Consider the following 18,812-nt stretch of genomic DNA (forward strand, 5'->3'; position numbering starts at 1 on the left):
CCTCAGTCACAAATCGAAGTGCCAGACCTTCGAAACGATTTGCCACTTGCCGTCGAGCTGCACGAAGGTGAGATCGTCGACAAACCTTTTGGGCATGTAGACGTCTTTGACCCGAACATGTGCTGTCGTCGGACTACCCACGGACACTGAAAGGATTTCATCTTGGCGGTGATCGCCCTTCTCTTGAGGGGACGGGCGGCTGGCGACTATGTCCATGTATGCATCGACAGTCAGGTTGGTGAGTTTTCCATCAGTGGCAGAGTAAAGCTGTGCCTGAGGATGGAAGACGGAGCGAAATCCTTGGACGTCTCCGAAGAACAGCGCGTCCAGATACATCTGTGCGGCCTTGCGGACCGCTTTCGTGGCTGCGTTTGTCGTGTCCATATCCTGTCCTCGTTTAGGCGACGCCACGCTCGAACTCGGCATCGGCGAGCTCTAGGCCATGATCGAGAGCGGAGATGAGCGTATCCAGTTCGTCGTCGGAAATGATGAACGAAGGCGCAAGAAAGAGCGAAGTCTGTTCGCCACTGGTGCCTATGACGGCACCGGCCTCGATGGCCCGGGCAGCAACACGCGATGCAATCGGCGCCTCGATCGTGTCTGCATACCAGTGGCGCCAGTCGGGACCATGCAACTCGATGGTCCAATGCAGACCAAAGCCGTCGACGCGAGCAACGCTCGGGTGCTTGCGAGCGATCTCGACGAGCCGTTGCTGCATCCGAGTCTCAAGCTCTTTGACGCGGCGGATGATTTGTCCATCCGCCATCACGGAAAGGTAAGCCCTAATGGCCGAGACCGCGCTTGGGTGCGCGCGGAAGGTGCTATAGGTCTGCCAGCTCTTGTCCTTCATCTGGTCTACAACGTCCTTCGACATCACGACGGCTCCTGCTGGTGCCGATCCACCAGCCAGGCACTTCCCGAGCGTCACGATGTCTGGACGGGTTTCGCCGCCTTGGAACGCGAACCAGCGACCACTACGACCTAGGCCCGTCACGACCTCATCGGCGATCCACAACGACCCTGCCTTGCGGGCGGCATTGGCAACATAATCCTGATATCCGGAATCGTAATAGATGCCGCCTTGCGTGTAATCTATGATCGTTGCCGCGACCGAAGACAGTATCTCTTCCGTACCCGCCATTCGCTCGGCGAGGGGCCGATTGTCGGAAACGCCGCCATACTTTGCATTGACAGGGGCTGGGAGGATCCGGACCGAAGCTTGCGATGGAACTGGCTTGCTGCCACCACCTTGAAGGGCAAGGCCGCCATGCCAGTGCGGCTGCACTGTCATCTGGCGAGCGAGACCAGCCATACCGTGATAGGCGCGTTCGCGTGTGGCCAGTTCTCTGCGCCCGGTTAGAGCCTGGCAGAATGTCAGCGCCAGGTCGTTGGCCTCGCTGCCACTGAGGAAAAAACGGACGGCCCCAACCCAACTTTTCTCTTCGCCGAAGGCGATATCGATCAGGTCCTCGGCAGCGGCCTCACGTTCAGCCCAGAACCAACCTTCGTTGATGACGGGGTTCGAAGCCGCCTTCTTCATTGCCTCCACCATAACGGGATGCTTGTGGCCGAGCGGACCGCCTGTATTGCTTCCATCAATCAGCCGGCGACCGTCCGCAAGAACGAAGTAGACACCTTCCCCGTCGATCACTTTGATGAGCGGATCCTTGCCCGCATTGAGTCCAGTCTGCAGAAGTCTGCTCATGCGAGCCTCCTTAGATCTAAGCGTTTGATGGCTTTTGCGGTATGTGGGCGCGATGCGCGACTAGTGGATGTGTTCGTACACTTGCCGAAGGAATTCCTTCGTACGTGGATGCTTCGGCCTAGCAAAGAATGACGCCGGCGCGTCTTCTTCCACGATCACCCCGCCATCCATGAAGATCACTCGATCAGCCACTGTCCTTGCAAACCCCATCTCGTGAGTGACGACGATCATCGTCATGCCTTCCCGAGCCAGATCGGTCATGACGTCGAGGACTTCCTTGACCATCTCGGGGTCCAGGGCGGAGGTAGGCTCGTCAAACAGCATCACCTTCGGTTGCATACAAAGGGCACGCGCGATTGCGACACGCTGCTGCTGTCCGCCTGACAACTGTCCCGGATACGCATCGGCCTTGTCTGCGATCTTCACGCGCTCCAAGAGGCGCAAGGCCCGAGCCCGTGTCTCCTCACGAGACAGTTTCCTCACAATTCTCGGCGCCAGCATCAGGTTCTGCAGAACCGTCAGGTGTGGAAACAGATTAAATTGTTGGAAGACCATTCCGACCTCTCCGTTGAGATCGGCAATGTTTTCACAGTTGGGGTGCAACTCGTGGCCATTTACCAGAATCTGCCCGCTGGTCCGCGTTTCCAAACCGTTGATACACCTGATCAGAGTGCTTTTTCCCGATCCCGAGGGGCCGCATAGCACCACCCGCTCGCCAGCAGTAACGGCGAGGCTTATGCTCTTGAGCACCTGCAGCGACCCATAGGATTTATGGATCCTGTCAAGGCTGATCATTGGTGAGCCTGAGGTCATTTTCTATCTCGGTCAGGTAGTTCAGGTTGCGCGCTGCAAGCGGAGTTCGCCGGCACCGTCGAGTGCCAGAACGTCCACGACACGAGGGCTGACAGGCGCGATGAACCGGCCTGTCGAAAATCCTCCCAGAGGAAACGGAAACGCTGTTCGCCGACGGAGGCGCGGGGCAGCGACCGCCGGCGCGAGATGGATATTGATCACAACGGTTCGCATCGCAGCTCCCATCTTCGCCACAGCGGCGCATAGACGGGAGCAGCTAGCGGTCGTGAGACGCTTTAGTCTATTCGATCTTTCAGCACCTTACATCGAAAAATCGAATATAAGCGCTAGCGCCTTTTTCGGCCGATACCGCCTTCAAGGGGCTGTATCGACTGCGAATGCTGCGCTGATTTCCGAATTTTAAATTCTCGAACTCTGTTGACGAAATTTCTGACGAGAAGGTTTTCTTCGGCGTTGGTTTTGTGAAGAAGGTAGAAAGGCGAATAATAGTCGGTGCCGTCTGTAGTTCTCACCCTCGTAAGCGAAGGCAGGATGTCAGCGTAGTGCACGGGCAGATAGCCGATGAAGCGGCCTGATTGTATCAGAAGCGCTTGCGACTCTATCTCCTCTACGACTGCACCGGGGTTGAGGTGCCCAACTCGCTCGAGATCGTATCGGTGCAGATAGCGGCGCGCGACAAAAGCATAGCGTTTCAACTCGGCGGTCTCAACGAGTTCCTGGCTTGCCAGTGGATGGTCGTTTGCGCAGAAGATCGCGTGCTGCTCATTGAAGAGAGGTATATAGACGACGCCGACGGTTTTTCGGGTAAAGGCGCCGGCGATCGTAACGTCTCGCGCCCCTTCGATGACTAACCGCTCCATATTGCCAGGCGAGTCCATGAAGATCTCGATCACGGTCTTCTTGGCGCGGTCGTTGAACTCACCGAGAATTGCCGACAAGTCCCAAGCCCGGTTGGTAATCATCGCGTCCGCTATGCCTAGCCGCAATACACCCTTGAGTTCACCCGAGATCGAGGCAGCGGTATTCTGAAACCGGTCGGCGGCTGAGAACAGGTCCCCACACGCGTCGTAGGTCTGCTGCCCGGCCTTTGTGAGCGCAAATCCTGATCGACCTCGGTAGCACACGCGAAACCCAAGCCTTTTCTCAAGATCCGCCAGTTGCGTGGAAAGCGTCGATTGAGACACGTTCAAAGTGAGCTGCGCCCCGACGAGGCCGCCCGCCTCGACGATCGCGCGAAATGTACGAAGCAACTTGAGATCAATGTCGTGAACGCGTCGCATAACATTCCCTCCTCATCGGCAAATTCAAAATGTTACATCGGCAGGCCCGATACAACACGGGTTAATCGCTATTTTTCTGACGCAAGAAATTCGCCATGGATCGCCCGTTGATGGGCGACCCGATTTTGAGAGCTCTCGTTTTGCCCACCGCGCATATGCCGGCTGAAAAAGAGAATTCGGAGAAGCAACTATGACCACATTCAATCAACCGCTTGGCGGCAATGACATGCCACGCTTCGCAGGTATTACGACGATGATGAGGTTACCTCACGCGCCGGACGCGAAGGGACTGGACGCCTGTTTTGTCGGCGTACCCATGGATATTGGCACGTCGAACCGGAGTGGTGCACGGTTTGGTCCGCGTCAGGTTCGCGCTGAATCGGTGATGATCCGCCCCTACAATATGGGAACTGGAGCCGCCCCGTTCGACAGCCTCCAGGTCGCGGACATTGGAGATGTCCCGACGAACCCTTATGATTTGAAGAAGTCGGTGCGCATAATCTCGCAATTCTTCGACGGCATCTTGAAGTTCGACTGCAAGCCGCTCGCAATCGGGGGAGACCACACCCTCACATATCCGATCCTGCAAGCGATGGCGCGCAAGCACGGTCCAGTCGGGCTCATCCATATCGATGCACACGCCGACATCAATGAGCATCAGTTTGGCGAAGCCATTGCGCATGGAACACCGTTCCGGCGCGCTGTCGAGGAAGGTCTTCTGGACTGCAAGCGTGTGGTTCAGATAGGGCTAAGAGGGTCCGGTTACGCCGCAGAAGATTTCGACTGGCCGCGTGGGCAGGGATTCCGCGTCGTCACGGCGGAAGACTGCTGGCATAAGTCGCTTACTCCGCTGATGGCCGAAGTCCGACAGCAGATGGGCGACGGCCCTGTCTACGTGAGTTACGATATCGACAGCCTCGATCCCGGAATCGCCCCTGGCACGGGGACGCCGGAGATCGGTGGGCTCACAACCATCCAGGCCCTGGAAATCATTCGGGGGTGCAAAGGGTTGAATATTGTCGGCGCCGATCTGGTCGAAGTGTCGCCACCTTACGACACTACGGGAACAACAGCGATCACCGCTGCAAACCTACTTTTTGAACTGCTTTGTGTCATGCCTGGCGTGATCAGCAGATAGGGGGTTGGGCTGGTGCGTGCGACGCGCCAGCCTTTCCGACGTTCCATACTCAAGCGCTCGCAAAAGAATCTTCCCGAGGCTGGCCCTGTCGCAAGGAACTTTGGCGCGGAACCTGTTCGACGGCTGCTCTTGCAATCGCTGATCCGCTAAAGGGCCAGAAATCGGTCAAGAACATTCCTGGTGATCTGCGCAACGATCTGGTCATCACGCACAAGCCCCATTATCCAATCGGAACTTCCTGCATGAAAGACTTGCCCCTTTCCGCGTTCGAAGTGAACGATTGCGCCACATCCCCTTTTCGTCTTCTCGATGCTTGCCTCATCGGCCGACCCGGTTAGAACCATGGCGACATACTCTGCATCTTCCCGTCCTAGAAACGTCTGGCCTGTCTTTATCGAATCCCCCTCCTCCATGGTCGACGACAGGCCTAGAGCCAGTATTTCCATACCAGCAGGTGCTACCATTCCGGGAGCAACGAATGGCAGGCCCCCGCGGATTTCGTAGCCAATCCCATCAACCTCGTAGCCGAATACGCCGCTCTGGCCGCCAATGATGTCCCCGTAATACAGTCCAGTTTGCGCGAATGCCCAATGATCCGGACGGTAGAGAGGAAATCCCTTTGCCCCACGGGGTGAACATCCGGACCAGCTCGCATACATGCCTTGGGTAGCGTTGAGGCCGAACGTCGAGGCACCGGGTCGCCCTATTTCGCCCGCCTCCCAGGACTCGGTCACGAGATGCCTTGGCCCCTTTGTCATCAATGGATCTCGATCACGAGCTGTATACTTGTAGCAAACTTGCGTACTCCCACCGTCCTCCAGCCGGATCTGCCACATGAAATTTCCGGCAAACCTTGCGATACAGCCGCCGCGTTCGACATAAGCATCGATCGCGTCGCGCATTTCCCACGACCAATATTCGTCATGGCCGATGGTCGCCACACATCGGTAACCGGACAGAATGGCTGGGTCGTTGTGCAGATCGGTCTGAGATATGACGTCGACCTGATAGCCCTCTTTCTCGGCCCAAATCACGAATCTTCGTTCGAAACTTGCCCACCCAGCCGAGACATATTTTTTGCTGTATCCGTTGCGATAGGCCCACTCCATATGCGGGTATTTCGGTTCTTCCAAGATGCCGGGCTGATCCAGCAGCACGGCACGCGGAGCCTCATCGGGAATGCTGACGAACCCCCGGGCGTAAGGTCGCTGAACGCTCAGACGCGGCGAAAAGTCATTTCCCTTAGGCCCGGACAGGCCCTGATAATGATTGGAGCCGCCCCAGTCATTATAGGCTGTCCATGTGGCCGTCGCCGCTATCAGAAGCAGCCTTTCATTGGTCGCGGTCGTCCGCTTTTGACGATCCGGCCCGATGATGACGACGTGCTCGCTCTCGGCGAGAATGCCATCACGGTCGGATGCAGCGAAAGCTCTGATGACAAAGCCGCCCGAATGCCAGCTTTCTGTGTCGGATACGACTGCCGAAACCGGCCAGTCGCAGCCCAGCTCCGAACAATTGACGTCTGTGGCGGACCAAGTGCCTGGGATACCATCACGGCGAAACACCAGCTGACGATGGGCGCCGTCCCGGTATATTTCGAGCGAATAGCGTTGCGCGTTGGTGTTGACGGAGATTCGAATCGGGTCGCCTGGTCCGTACGAAATGCGATCTGAATATAACCATATCCGGATCGGCCCCCCTGGATCGGAGGGGGGCCTTTCGGCGAAGTTTCCCTGCACAGCCTCGCGCCGCCAATCAACGTCAGAGGATTGGGCTTGAGATTGGCCGCTCATGGCGCGAGGATCTTGGTCACTTGTCGTTTCCGATGCGGAAAGGAAAGTATTTCGCCCAAAGCGTGTCAAATTCTCCGTCTGACCACATCAGATCGACGGCCCTCTGGACCTCCGAATGCAATGGCTCATTGCCTTTCTTGATGACGATCCCGGCGCCGTCTCCAATGGATGGATCCGTAATCTTGGCTTCCGAGACCTTGCAGCAATCCTTCCCCTCGCCTTGCACCCACGTGTAGAGAGTCGGCGTATCCCCCATGACGGCATCGATCCGACCGGCGCTGAGATCGGCATAGGCCTCGATTTGGGAAGGATAGAATTTCAGGGTCGCTCCTGAAAAGTTTTTCTCAAGATAGGAAGCATGGACCGTCCCGGTTTGGGCGCCTACGGCTTTTCCCGCGAATTTGGCGGGAGACAGGTCGGAGCCGTCGGTATCCTTTCGAACCACGAAGCTCGCGGAGTTGTTGTAATACTTGATCATGTCCACGACTTTCTTTCGTTCAGCCGTGATCGAGTGCGAGGCGATAACCATGTCGTAGCGGCCGTTCTGGACGGCGGGTATCAAGCCTTCGAAGTCTTGCGCCGTCCATTCGCACTTTGCGTTCAGCTTGGCGCAAATCGCATCGCCGATTTCAATGTCGAGACCGGTTATCTTGCCTGAGTTGTCAACGACGCTGAAAGGAGGATAGAGGCCATCGGTGCCAATTTTTAACGTGCGCTGCTCAGCCATTGCCGACGAGACACTGAGTGACAGCGAGGCCACCACGAATAGTCGCTTGTAGTGATTTGTTGATTTCATTTGCTTGCTCTCCCTTGTTAAACACTTGTTATTTCTCTTAGCGTCTGACGCAGCCCACTCCTTGCCGCACACTCTTGAATCGACCGCTGCCGTTCCCCCCGGGATCTGTTGCCGGGCCATCGCAAAACATCACCATCGAAAAAATGATCGCTCCAACAGCGCAAAGCCGAGCCTGATCGCAGAGACAATGACGATATATATCGCAGCGGCCCAGATATATATGGTTATATCAAATGTTCTCGAATATATTACTTTTATAACTCCAAGTAACTCGTACAGGGTAACAGCCATTGTTATGGAGCTTGCCTTGGTCAGGAGAACGATCTCATTCCCGTAGCCAGGCAAGGCTACTCGGATAGCTTGGGGCAAAATGACTTTTCGCAGCGTAGCGAACCAGCCAAGCCCAAGAGCAGCAGCAGCTTCCCATTGCCCTTCGGGTAGCGCATCGATCGCTCCCTTCACCAAAACTGCGGTGTAGGCCGCTGAATTAAGGGCAAATGCCAGAACGCTGCAGAAGAACGCGTCGCGGAAAAGCCACCAGACGCCGAGATACTCCAACAGCGGTCGAAATTGGCCACTCCCATAGTAGATCAGGAAAAGCTGAGCCAGGAGCGGAGACCCGCGAAAGAAGGTGACATACGCACCGGAAACAGCGCGCGGCGCCCATGCATTCGAGCGCAATCCCAACACCAATGGGACGGTCACGATTGCGGCGCAGGCGGCAGACAATCCCACCAATGCAAGCGTTAGCTTGAACCCTTCGTAGAGACGTCCGGCGTTGTCGACGACCAGCGACGTATCCATGATCATGCCGCCCGCACAAGGTGGCGACTTGCTCTCAGATTCAATCGTTCGAGAACAAATTCCGATATCTTTGTCAGAACGATGTAACCCAGACAGGCGAATAGATAGAGAATGAAGTATCTATGTGTTGCCGCAACCGCCAAGTTTACTGCTCTTATGAACTCGGAGACAGATATTAGCGATACAAGCGCGGTATCTTTCAGGAGGATGATCCAGAGATTACCGAGCCCAGGAAGAGCGAGCCGGAATGCCTGAGGCAGTACGACAATTCTCAAGGAGACGATGCCCGAAAGTCCGAGAGACATTGCTGCTTCGTATTGGCCCCGCCCGATGCCCGCCAGAGCACCCAACCAGATCTCGCTTGAATACGCAGCGAACACGAGACTGAGAGCAAACGACCCAGCCGCAACACCCGGAACGGTCCACGACGTCTGGATATCGAGGCCCGACATCAAAAGCTGAATGAGATGGGAGCAGCCATGGTAGATAGCAAAGATAGTCAACAATTCTGGGATCGCCTGGAATGCATTCGCGTAGCCAATTGATGCAATCCTGAGAAGGCGCGATTTGCTTCGCCTCCCCAATGCAATCAAGAGGCCGAAAAACAGACCCAGCGGCAGGGCAAGGATTGCCACTTCCACGGTGACGACCAGACCACTTAGGAACGACCAGCCCCAGCCACCGGCACTGAAACCCACTAGCTCCATGCGCCATATCCCCTTGCCGCCCAACCAATCGAATGGATTAATGAGTGCAATCTTTAGAATGTTAAATCCGCAATATGTTGCGCATACATCGTGAATGCAGATGTATCGACCCGCTCCAAGGCGGCCGCTTCGGCAAGCGATCATACGTAACCAGCTGGGAGCCGATGGAATATAAGAACATACGCGACCACCAAACGTCGGCGTTGCATCGATAACGGGCCGCAACGCCGAATTGAGGAGGCGCAGCTGTTTTGTACCCACGACACAAACGACGCTGACCTTGCTCAAGAGCATATTTTGAGACGAACTGAACGCAGCCGTGGACATAGCTCAGCGGGACGGTTTGCGGATGAGGCTCCTATCTGAAGGACTGAGGGTATTGAAGGGCAATCGGAGAACAGCAGCAATGAAATCGCCGGAATGAGCCCACTTCCCCGTCATGACGGAGGACATGAATATCCGCAGTCTATAGCCGGGCACGCGTCGAACCCATGTAAGTGTCAACGCGCGGGCCAGAGAAGAGCGACACTGCACGAGAACCGTATCGTGATACATCGACCAATTCGATGCAATATTACCCGCGTCGCTATTTGTCTGTCTTTCAAGAGCGATAAGGTTGCCCGAACCAGGGGTTTGGGAGGTTTGGCGTGCTTAAGAAATTCATTCCGGTCCTGCTTGCGGCATCGCTGCCGAGCGGCATGGCGGCATCCAGGGAACGCGCCCGCGACCTGGGCGTAGATTTCGACGGGACGCCGGGCAAGCTCAACGCGATTACCGACGTTGCCGGCGTCGAGGTAGGCCATGTCACCTTGATCGAAGGGGACGGTCGGATCAATGTGGGGCAAGGTCCGGTCCGGACCGGCGTGACGGTCGTTCTGCCGAGAGGCCACGCCAGTTCGAAGCCGGTGAACGGCGGCTTCTTCAACCTGAATGGCTATGGGGAAATGACCGGCCAGTCCTACCTGCAGGACCTCGGCCTCGTTTATGGCCCCATTGGCATTTCCAACACCAACGCCATCGGGCAGGTCTATGCCGGCATACAGCGGTGGTCCGCGCAGAAATTCGGCGAGGCGGTGACGCCGGTCGTGGCGGAGACGTGGGACGGCGGGATGAATGACATTCAGGGCTTCCACGTCAAGCCGGAGCACGCGATGGAGGCGATCGACCGCGCCAATGGAGGCCCGGTCGCCGAGGGCAATGTCGGCGGAGGCACCGGCATGCGGTGCTTCGGCTTCAAGGGCGGCATCGGCACGGCATCGCGAGCGATCTCCATCGACAAAAAACCCTACACCGTGGGGGTGCTCGTTCAATGCAACACGGGCGCGCGGCAGGTCCTTCGCATTTCGGGCGTTCCGGTCGGACGAGAACTGGCGGCAAAATGGCTGCCGTGCTACGCGCCGGGCCAATCCATCGAGAAAAAGAACCCCGAGTGCCAGGCCGACGGCAGCGGCGGAAAGCCGGTTCCCGACGACGGGTCGATCATCGTCGTCGTGGCGACCGACGTTCCGTTGAATTCCATCCAGCTGAACCGCGTGGCAAGGCGCGCTTCGCTGGGTCTCGGCCGGCTCGGTTCTTTTTCGGGCAACGGGTCCGGCGACCTGATCGTCTCCTTCTCCACGACCTCCGCCGCGAACGACGTGCCCGACGAAAAGATAAATGAAGGCCCGATGCTGGCCACGGGGCAGCTTGACCCCGTGTTCCAGGCGACGGTGGAGGCTACGGAGGAGGCGATCGTCAACGCCCTGGTGGCTGCCGACACGATGACGGGCGGGGACGGCTACACCCTGTTCGGTCTGCCTCACGACAAGCTGAAACAGCTTCTCGGGCTGTACGGCAGGGAGCAGGCGAAGTGAGGTTGAACCAATTCCGGAAAAGTGCGGCACGGTTTTCCGTCAGGAACCGCGTAAAAACAAATGGACAACGCTGTTTCGCGACGAACTTCAACACCGCCGTTGAGACATGGGAAAGACCGGTGCTGTGTGTCACCCCAAGAGATGGCAAACCATTCGTTGTTCTCAATAATTGCTGCATAGGCTTGCCTCCAAGGCGGAAGCGTGCTCCGCAGTCGAAGCCAGATGGCAAGGATTGCGGAGCACTTTTCAACTCGCTGTCGCTGGCCGTCGCCAGTAATAAACCGAGCTCGCATCTTCTCGGCGGACGAGCTCCAAACTGTTGGACACGAAATCCCGAGACGCCGAGTGAAACGATTTCAGATACACCGAGGACTTTAGGTGGTTAGAAACAGTGCGGGGAAAGACTTATAGTTGGCGCCGCCAGCTTGAAGAGACCGGCCGATATATTTCAGACATCCAGGAAAGCCGGACGTTGCAGGATGTCTGCGACTGTCTGCTCGCATTCGCGGGATGTTTAGGCGCGACAAATCTTCTCGCTGGTGCTATCCCACCACCATCTGCATCGCGTCGCGAACAGCTGTCACATGTCCTTCTCGATGCGTGGCCGGAAGAGTGGTCAAACCGATATTTTTCGAGCGGATACCTCTATCGCGACCCGACTATTCGTCTTGTGAGACAGTGCTGTCTCCCATTTACTTGGAACGAAGTAGGAGCGCTCTGCAACGTCTCCGCGGTCGGTCGTCGAATCATGAATGAAGCGACAGAGTTCGACCTGTCTGATGGATTTACGGTGGCATTTTCGACTATTGAACGCCTGCCGGTAGGTGTTTCAATTGCGGGAAAAAAGCTCGAGGCGGATCCAATCCAGCGCATGGCTTTCCAACTCGTTGCCGCCTGTGCTTTTGGATCCGCTTCCGTTCTAGTCAGGGGTGAGCGGCCGCGGAAGCATATTCACCTGTCGCGACGTCAGCTTGACGTGCTCCATTGGGCCGCGGAGGGGCTAACTGTCGACCAGATTGCTGGGCGCCTGACCATCAGCAGTAACACTGCAGACACCCATTTGCGTATCGTACGCAATAGGCTGGGCGTGACGAGCACCATTCACGCCGTCGCCGAGGCATTCAGACTCGGTCTTATTTCCTGAACAAGCTCACGGGATCACGTGATATCCGAGTGCAGATGAACGTCGCAGTGTCAGTCGAACTTCAGCACCGGAGGACGACAGATGCTCCACATTGTGACTGCCGAAAACTTCAGTTCCTACCGCCAGGAAATGGACGAGGCATTTCGACTTCGCCACAAAGTCTTTGTAGATGAGAAGAGGTGGATTGAGCTTGCGCAGGAGAACGGGCTCGAAACGGACCGCTTCGATGACGAACACGCCGTTCACATGCTTTTTATCGCGGACGGTCACGTCATCGGTTATCAACGGATGCTTCCTTCCATCAGGCCGCACCTTCTCACCGAAGTCCTTTCGGATCTCTGCGAAGGCTTACCACCCGCCGGTCCGAACATCTGGGAGTGGACCCGCTATTGCGTCGAAGCCGGTCATCGCGAGCGCGGCAGGATCCTCAGTCCTGTGGCGAACGCGCTCCTTTCCGGTATCGTCGAATGGGGACTAGGCCGAGGAGTCGACACAATCATCATCGAGATGAATCCACTCTGGCTGCTGCGGCTCGTTCAACTCCATTTTCGGGTCACACCGCTTGGCCTACCGCAGGTCATCGGCGGCGAGGAAACGATGGCTGTAACTGCCAGTTTCGACGAGCGGACGCTCGCCAGATTGAACGAGATGCGTAAACCGAGCCCGCGAGCCGGCACCGTAGACAATTGAGCACGACGAAGTGCTATGCGGCGACGCGTCCAGCTCATTACACTCGATTGCGCAGTTGTCGTCGCCGAGGAAGGCAGTTTCCTCGGCGCCTCTCGACACATGGGAATCCACCATTCCGCCCTCAGCCGGCGCATCCGTGACCTAGAGGACTCGCTTGGAACGGTCCTGTTTGAACGTCACACGGGCGGTGTCCGGCCTACCTTGGACGGCGCGGAATTTCTGCGCAATCTGCGCCGCGTTCTGATCGACCTCGATGAAGCACTCGCCATGGTCAACACACATCGAGGCCTAGAAGCTGGCGCCATGTCGATCGGCTTCGATGCGTCCGTGCACGCAATCGCGTTCCTTGATGCCGTTGCGGATTTCGTCCGGCGCAGGCCTGATATCGCCCTGCGCTTCGTGGAGGACAAACGTGCCGCGACTCGCTCACTCTGACTTAGGTTCGCGCCGGGCTCGGCTGAAGGCACGGTCCGTCGCCATGAATCGTGTCAGCATCGGCGTGACCAACTTTGCAGGAGCGACTGTCTGGCCTGTCTCACGGCTTAGCACCTCCGCGTAGGCAACAAGATCTCGGTGAACTGCGGCAGGCAAATCGATCGTTATCTTGACCTGTCGATCATCAGGAATGGTGGCGAGCTTGAGCTTAGTCATGAATGCGGCCTCTCATCACCGTATGGCGCAAGCACCAGATCCCGGTTGACGATCACGCGAACCGGAAATCCAGGGCGTACTGTCAGGGTCGGCTGGACATCGAGTTGGCGGCCCACGATCTGCTGGCCAACAGTGCTCGTCGAGTTTTGAGCGCTTTCTCTGATCGCCTTGGCGATATCGCTCTCGTTGTCGCTGGAACCGATGCTGGAGGCGGCGCCCAACAATGTCGAAAGCGCCGCCGCCTTGAACAGCTGCCCCCAGTGATGGTCGACCTCGTCCTCAAGTCCGGACAACCCTTGGGCGTCCGAACCCTGCTGACGCTCGAGTACAATCGAATTTCCGTCGGGCAACATCAGCCGGTTCCAGACCAACAGCACGCGTGACTGGCCGAAAGCGACCTGACTGTCGTACTGGCCGATCAGCCTCGCGCCCTGCGGGATCAGGAGATAGGATCCTGTCGGACTGTCATAGACGTTCTCGGTAACCTGGGCGGTGATCTGGCCCGGCAAGTCGGATCGGATGCCGGTGATCAAGGCGGCCGGAATGACAGACCCGGCCTGCACAACATATGGCGAGGCTTTCCCGGCGAGACGGTCAGGACTCACGGTGCGGCGATCCGGATTCGCATTGACGAAGGCGAGCTTGCGGTCCTGGATGTCTGGAGTGGCGCCGGTGTCGAGCGGGCGCTGTTCTGTAGGGAGCGTCAGACCGGACATGGACCCGGCCATGGCTTCTCCTTCGACAGCACCCTGCCGCCCTGGATTTGTCCGCGTGTTGGTATCGGTAAAGAGCTTTGCAATGCGCGCGGCCTCGATCTCGGCGAGGCGGCGCTGTTCTTCCGGATCGACGCGGGGCGAGGTTATGCCGGGCGCAATGACCGGCCTGCCCTGCTCCTGTGCACGCAGGATCGGCCGGCCGAGATCGCCTGGCAGCGCTGGCCCGAGTTTCGGAACGCCGGCATAGTCCTTCGGCAATGTCTGCAATCCATCGGCGGTCGAGCGGTTTTCAGTAGTGAAGAGTTCGGAAGGCTCATCGTTGCCGCGCCGCCTGGTGTCGAGCGCCCAGATCAGTGTGCCAAGGATCGCAACGCTGGCCACTCCACCAAGACCGATCAGCACCTTGCGCGAAAGGCGCGTGACGCTGGCGGGCTCGGGCCTCAGACGCAGGTCGGCTCTGATGTCCACGTTCGGGGAATCTGCAACGTCGCTCATCGGAACAGCCCCGCGCTGCGCGGCGGTCTTTTCCCGTCAGTGCGCACGATTCTGACACGCTTCTCGCTCGTCTTGTCGCCGAGCCTCAGTTCAGCTGCGGCGAACAGCCGGTCAACGACATAGTAGTTTTGCCGAGCGCGGTAGTTGACCAGTTCCGAGCCGCCCGATGGGCCGATGACGAAGAGCGGCGGCATCTCACCCTGAGCGATGCCGGGCGGGAATTCGATATAGACTTTTGTGCCGTCATCGAACACACGCAGCGGCTTCCACGGCGCCGTGTCGCCCTCGATGCGGTAGCGGAAGTTGAGTTTCTGGATGTCGACGCCGGCAGCGACCGGCTGCGCGGCGGAAACCTGTGCGTTCTGGCGCCGGAGTGCGATCAGCTGATCTTGCGGATACTGCCATGAAACCGATGCCATGTAGGTGCTTTCGGTCGATCGCAGCTCGAGATGATAGGTACGACGATCGCTGTTGATGACGAGGTTGGTCTGGAGATCGGGCCTCGTCGGCTTGACGAGGATGTGGACCTGAAGCCGATCCCCTGCCCCGCTCTGCGTGTCGCCGATGATCCAGCGCACAGTGTCGCCGGCAGCGACAGGACCGGAGCCAACAAGCTGCTCGCCCGGCTGCAGCGCGATGTCGGTGACCTGGCCGGGCGCGGCATAGATCTGGTACAGCGCGCCTTCACTCCAGGGATACAGCTGGATCGCGTTGATAAAACCATCGCGGACAGGCTGCATTCGCGCGGCCTCATTGGCCTGGCTGATCCTCTGTTTGGGATCGGCCGGCTCCGCCTTAGCCTTACTGGTCTCTATCGGCTTCAACTGGCCGGGCAGCGGAAGCGGTTTCGGCAGCTCCACCACCTTCACCGCACCAGGCGGATCGGCCTTCTGCACGGCAGGCACAGCATCGTCGTATTGGATCTCCGGCGGAATGTATTTTTTCGAGGCGCAGCCGGCGAGTGCTGTCGCCGACAGCAGTGCCAGGACAAGCACACGCGCCTTCGTCATGTTGCGGGTTGAATGTCCCCTTGCTCTTCCTGCTTGTATCGCGCGCTTCATGAAAGCTCTTTCGACCAGTTGATGGCGTTGACGTAGACACCGAGCGGATTGGCCTTCAGCCGGTCGGCATCGCGGGGTTGTTGAATGACGATGGTGAGGATGGCGGTCCAACGTTCGGTGCTGGCCAGGCTACCGTTCTCGTAGCGGCGCTCGATCCAGGCGACACGAAACGAGTCCGGCGAGGCGCGGATAACGCTGGAGACCTCGACCGCAATCTGGATTTTCCCGACCTTGGCAAAAGGGTCGTTCAGGCGGGCGTAGTCGTTCAGCGAGACGGCGCCGCGGTCGGTCGTGTAGTCATAGGCGCGCAGCCAATTCTGGCGGACAATGACGGGATCGTCCGGGATGCTTCTGACCTGTTCGATGAAGCGGGCGAGATGCCATGCAATCTGCAGATCGGTCGGCCGATAGTCGGCGACAGCTGAAGCGACCACTTGCGCCTCGCCGAGCTTGTCGACCTGCACGACCCAGGGCACGATCGTGCCACGCGTCGACTGCCAGATCAGCGCGGTGGCGAAACCGCTTGCCAGAACCAGCGCGCCGAAGGCCATCAGCCGCCAGTTTTTTGCTTGCACGCGAGCCGCGCCGATGCGCTCATCCCAGACTTGCGCAGCACGTTGGTACGGCGTCTCCGGTTGAGGCGTCGTTCCGTAACGAACGGAAGGTCGTTTGAAGAGGTTCATCGGCGGTCGTCCTGATTGAGGGAAACATTCATCGAGCCGCCGCCATGATCGCCGGACCGGACGGAATGCGCGGCCATGCCCGCGCCATGGCTCATGGCCTGGCCGCGCTTCATGCGGTTGGCCCATGCGGGCGGCGATCCGGCGCCGGATTCAGTTGTCGACGCACGCCCTGAAGCAGCAGCTGCTGCTGGCTGCTCTCCACCCGTTGCGGTCCATGCAGCCGAGCGGCCAGCCTGCTGGCTGGAAGACAGGGCTGAAGCCGCGCGCGACATTGCCTGCTTCACCGGCTGAACGGCAGCGCCGGCACCAGCCTTGGCGACCCCGGCAATGCCGGCGGCGATCGAGCAAGCACCGCTCTGTCCGGATGTTGCGGCGGCGAGGCCGTAAGCTGTCGAGGTGCTGCCGGCCAAATGCGCGCCACCACGTGCGGCGGCCGCTGACATGCGTCCACCTGCACTGAGCGCACTTGCGCCGCCGCTCAATCCGGCGCGGGCGCCCATGGCACCAGCAGCACCAAGGCCGACGACGGCAAGGCTGGTGCCGACGGCAGCACCCGCGCCGAGTTGCGGGGCGCCGGAAACAAGACCTGTAGCGATGCCGGGACCGAAGATCGAAAGCCCCATCAGCGATAGGGCGCCAAGAACGAGCGACAGCGCATCCGTGATCGTCGGCTGTTCGGCGCCAAAACCTTGAGTGAACTCGCCGAAAAGACCCGAGCCAATACCGACGATGACGGCGAGCACAAGGATCTTCACGCCCGAAGCAACAATGTTGCCGAGCACTTTTTCCGCAAGGAAAGCGGTCCGGTTGAAGAGTGCGAAGGGTATCAGCACGAAACCGGCAAGCGTCGTCAGCTTGAACTCGATTAGCGTGACGAAGATCTGCACGGCCAGAATGAAAAAGGCGATGAGCACGATCGCCCATGCGATCATCAGCACCGCGATCTGGACAAAATTCTCGAAGAAGGAAACGTAGCCCATCAGCTGGCTTGCTGCCTCAAGGATCGGATTGCCGGCGTCAATGCCGACCTGTGCGACGCGTCCCGGTTGAAGCAGCGCGGAGCCCGAAAGTGCGGATCCTCCGGCCTTCAGGCCGAGCCCGGAAAAACTCTCGAAGACGATGCCGGCGAGACGATTGAAGTTGCCGATGATGAAGGCGAAGAAGCCGATATAGAGCGTCTTCTTCACCAGCCGGTGCAGCACGTCCTCGTCCGCGCCCCAGGCCCAGAACAGGCCGGCGAGCGTGATGTCGATGACGATCAGGGTGGACGTGAGAAAGGCGACCTCGCCGCCGAGCAGGCCAAACCCTGAATCGATGTAACGAGTGAAGGTTTCCAGGAAGCGGTCGATGACGCCGGTGTCATTCATGGCGTTACCGTGTTCGAGCGGCGTTGATCTTGCTCACCCTGGAGCATCGAGGGCTGAAGGGGCAGGAGCCGGCTCTGGTCCTTCTCGACTGACGGAACTGCGTAAGGTGCCGCGGGCTGTGCCGGCCGAAGGAATCGCCGGCGGTTTTCCGCCCAGGCCTTCCTGCAGGCTTCGTCGGCGATCGCGGCCATGCCGATGTTCCGGCATCGCGCAAGTTCGACTCCTGCCGGCTCGCCGCCCGGATGTGCGGAGCGCGGGGAGGACGCGTCCTGCGAGCCGTCGCCACGCAATGCCATGAAGGCGGCGGTCATGGCGGCGACAAGGGCGAGAACGGCTGTCATCCGGGCGGCGATCTTGAGATCCATGGCGACAGGCCTCAATCGTGGAACATCTTTACGGATGACGGGCTGTAACCGCTGCCCGTCATGAAGCGGCTGAACTGTTCTCGTGCTTGCTCCTGCGCGGCAGCCTTCCTCGCCTGTTCCAGCGCGTTGGCGCGCCCCTGCGCTGCCATCATCGCGGTAAGGTCGGCGACCTGCTTGGCCTGCACGGCGAGAAGCTGGTTGCCGGCTTGCGTCGCCTGGAGCACGCCGACGGCCGACTGGCTGGCGCCGACCAGCGCGCTCGTCTGTTCCTGTGTCCCCTCGATGTTGTCCACGGCGACGGCACCCGCCTTCAGCGAGTGCTCGAAGGCCGAAATCGATGTCTGCCAGCGTTCACGCGCGCCATCGACAAGCTGCTGGCTGGAGAGGTCCGAACCAAAACTCTCGTATGTCGAGGTGAACTGGCTCTCGATGTCCTGGACGCTGTAGGCGAGCCTGTCGGCCTCGCCGAGCAGGGTCTTCATTTGAGAGAAATTGCCTTCTATCTGGCCAAGCAGCGAGGTCGGCAGCGAGGTGAGGTTCTTTGCCTGGTTGATCAGCATCTGCGCCTCATTCTGAAGCGAGGTGATCTGGTTCTGGATCTGCTCCAGGGCGCGAGCGGCCTGGAGAAGGTTCTGGCTGTAGTTGGTGGGATCAAAGACGATGAACGCCGACGCCGGGGCCGATGACAGCGCGATCGCGACGGTGATGACACTGGCTGCCGTCATGTGTCGAAAACGAAGATTGTTGCGAA

20 protein-coding genes are annotated in these 18,812 nt (G+C 58.8%); 5 read left to right on the plus strand and 15 right to left on the minus strand.

Going from position 1 to position 18,812, the window contains the following annotated elements; translation table 11 throughout:
* Positions 1-6: 6 nt before the first annotated feature.
* From ACVWWD_RS28400 to ACVWWD_RS28415, 4 genes are all read right to left on the minus strand, one after another.
* Positions 7-384, minus strand: a complete 378-nt coding sequence (locus ACVWWD_RS28400) for a nuclear transport factor 2 family protein (protein ID WP_457103579.1) — start codon at positions 382-384, stop codon at positions 7-9.
* Between the two features lie 13 nt (positions 385-397).
* The gene (locus ACVWWD_RS28405) at positions 398-1,705 is read right to left on the minus strand and encodes an aminotransferase class III-fold pyridoxal phosphate-dependent enzyme (RefSeq protein WP_457103580.1); all 1,308 of its coding nucleotides are present in this window, start codon (positions 1,703-1,705) and stop codon (positions 398-400) included.
* Positions 1,706-1,765: 60 nt separating this feature from the next.
* Complete coding sequence (locus ACVWWD_RS28410; RefSeq protein ID WP_281288539.1) at positions 1,766-2,518, minus strand: amino acid ABC transporter ATP-binding protein; 753 nt, start codon at positions 2,516-2,518, stop codon at positions 1,766-1,768.
* A gap of 326 nt (positions 2,519-2,844) precedes the next feature.
* Entirely contained in the window at positions 2,845-3,798 is a 954-nt protein-coding gene (locus tag ACVWWD_RS28415) for a LysR family transcriptional regulator (RefSeq protein ID WP_136616888.1), read from the minus strand.
* Between the two features lie 190 nt (positions 3,799-3,988).
* Here ACVWWD_RS28415 and speB point away from each other — a divergent pair, with 190 nt between their 5' ends.
* Positions 3,989-4,936, plus strand: coding sequence for an agmatinase (gene speB / locus ACVWWD_RS28420; RefSeq protein WP_136616889.1), 948 nt, complete (start codon positions 3,989-3,991; stop codon positions 4,934-4,936).
* Positions 4,937-5,082: 146 nt separating this feature from the next.
* On the opposite strand, the gene ACVWWD_RS28425 is transcribed toward speB, so the two are convergent.
* The 4 genes from ACVWWD_RS28425 to ACVWWD_RS28440 form a co-directional block, all read right to left on the minus strand.
* On the minus strand, positions 5,083-6,729 hold the full coding sequence (locus ACVWWD_RS28425) for a N,N-dimethylformamidase beta subunit family domain-containing protein (RefSeq protein ID WP_457103581.1): 1,647 nt from the start codon (positions 6,727-6,729) through the stop codon (positions 5,083-5,085).
* Between the two features lie 16 nt (positions 6,730-6,745).
* The gene (locus tag ACVWWD_RS28430) at positions 6,746-7,525 is read right to left on the minus strand and encodes a transporter substrate-binding domain-containing protein (RefSeq protein ID WP_457103582.1); all 780 of its coding nucleotides are present in this window, start codon (positions 7,523-7,525) and stop codon (positions 6,746-6,748) included.
* 129 nt (positions 7,526-7,654) lie between these two features.
* Positions 7,655-8,329, minus strand: coding sequence for an ABC transporter permease (locus ACVWWD_RS28435; RefSeq protein ID WP_168991781.1), 675 nt, complete (start codon positions 8,327-8,329; stop codon positions 7,655-7,657).
* A 2-nt stretch (positions 8,330-8,331) separates the two neighbouring features.
* Positions 8,332-9,324 carry an ABC transporter permease gene (locus ACVWWD_RS28440; protein ID WP_457103583.1) on the minus strand — a complete coding sequence of 331 codons (993 nt, stop codon included), beginning with the start codon at positions 9,322-9,324 and terminating at the stop codon, positions 8,332-8,334.
* A 359-nt stretch (positions 9,325-9,683) separates the two neighbouring features.
* Here ACVWWD_RS28440 and ACVWWD_RS28445 point away from each other — a divergent pair, with 359 nt between their 5' ends.
* The 4 genes from ACVWWD_RS28445 to ACVWWD_RS28460 all read left to right on the plus strand — a co-directional run bounded on the left by ACVWWD_RS28445 (position 9,684) and on the right by ACVWWD_RS28460 (position 13,158).
* Positions 9,684-10,889 (plus strand): DmpA family aminopeptidase, encoded by a 1,206-nt coding sequence (locus tag ACVWWD_RS28445; protein ID WP_457103584.1) that lies wholly within the window; start codon positions 9,684-9,686, stop codon positions 10,887-10,889.
* 391 nt (positions 10,890-11,280) lie between these two features.
* On the plus strand, positions 11,281-12,033 hold the full coding sequence (locus tag ACVWWD_RS28450; RefSeq protein WP_143974152.1) for a helix-turn-helix transcriptional regulator: 753 nt from the start codon (positions 11,281-11,283) through the stop codon (positions 12,031-12,033).
* An 81-nt stretch (positions 12,034-12,114) separates the two neighbouring features.
* Entirely contained in the window at positions 12,115-12,723 is a 609-nt protein-coding gene (locus ACVWWD_RS28455; protein ID WP_457103585.1) for an acyl-homoserine-lactone synthase, read from the plus strand.
* Positions 12,724-12,738: 15 nt separating this feature from the next.
* Positions 12,739-13,158 carry a LysR family transcriptional regulator gene (locus ACVWWD_RS28460; protein ID WP_457103586.1) on the plus strand — a complete coding sequence of 140 codons (420 nt, stop codon included), beginning with the start codon at positions 12,739-12,741 and terminating at the stop codon, positions 13,156-13,158.
* Here ACVWWD_RS28460 and ACVWWD_RS28465 read toward each other — a convergent pair.
* From ACVWWD_RS28465 to trbJ, 7 genes are read right to left on the minus strand one after another with little or no spacing between them, the layout of a single operon-like run.
* Positions 13,150-13,374 (minus strand): DUF2274 domain-containing protein, encoded by a 225-nt coding sequence (locus ACVWWD_RS28465; protein ID WP_457103587.1) that lies wholly within the window; start codon positions 13,372-13,374, stop codon positions 13,150-13,152. The genes ACVWWD_RS28460 and ACVWWD_RS28465 overlap by 9 nt on opposite strands.
* Positions 13,371-14,585, minus strand: a complete 1,215-nt coding sequence (locus tag ACVWWD_RS28470) for a TrbI/VirB10 family protein (RefSeq protein WP_457103588.1) — start codon at positions 14,583-14,585, stop codon at positions 13,371-13,373. The genes ACVWWD_RS28465 and ACVWWD_RS28470 overlap by 4 nt, the downstream gene beginning before the upstream one ends.
* Complete coding sequence (gene trbG, locus ACVWWD_RS28475; protein WP_457103589.1) at positions 14,582-15,595, minus strand: P-type conjugative transfer protein TrbG; 1,014 nt, start codon at positions 15,593-15,595, stop codon at positions 14,582-14,584. The genes ACVWWD_RS28470 and trbG overlap by 4 nt, the downstream gene beginning before the upstream one ends.
* Before the next feature lie 47 nt (positions 15,596-15,642).
* The gene (trbF, locus tag ACVWWD_RS28480; protein WP_457103590.1) at positions 15,643-16,329 is read right to left on the minus strand and encodes a conjugal transfer protein TrbF; all 687 of its coding nucleotides are present in this window, start codon (positions 16,327-16,329) and stop codon (positions 15,643-15,645) included.
* A complete protein-coding gene (gene trbL, locus ACVWWD_RS28485) occupies positions 16,326-17,696 on the minus strand; it encodes a P-type conjugative transfer protein TrbL (RefSeq protein ID WP_457103591.1) in 1,371 nt (456 codons plus the stop codon). The genes trbF and trbL overlap by 4 nt, the downstream gene beginning before the upstream one ends.
* Positions 17,693-18,061 (minus strand): putative entry exclusion protein TrbK-alt, encoded by a 369-nt coding sequence (trbK-alt, locus tag ACVWWD_RS28490; RefSeq protein WP_457103592.1) that lies wholly within the window; start codon positions 18,059-18,061, stop codon positions 17,693-17,695. The genes trbL and trbK-alt overlap by 4 nt, the downstream gene beginning before the upstream one ends.
* Positions 18,062-18,072: 11 nt before the next feature.
* Positions 18,073-18,786, minus strand: coding sequence for a P-type conjugative transfer protein TrbJ (gene trbJ / locus ACVWWD_RS28495; protein ID WP_457103653.1), 714 nt, complete (start codon positions 18,784-18,786; stop codon positions 18,073-18,075).
* Positions 18,787-18,812: the final 26 nt, after the last annotated feature.

It is taken from the genome of Mesorhizobium sp. URHB0026 (genome assembly GCF_054059755.1).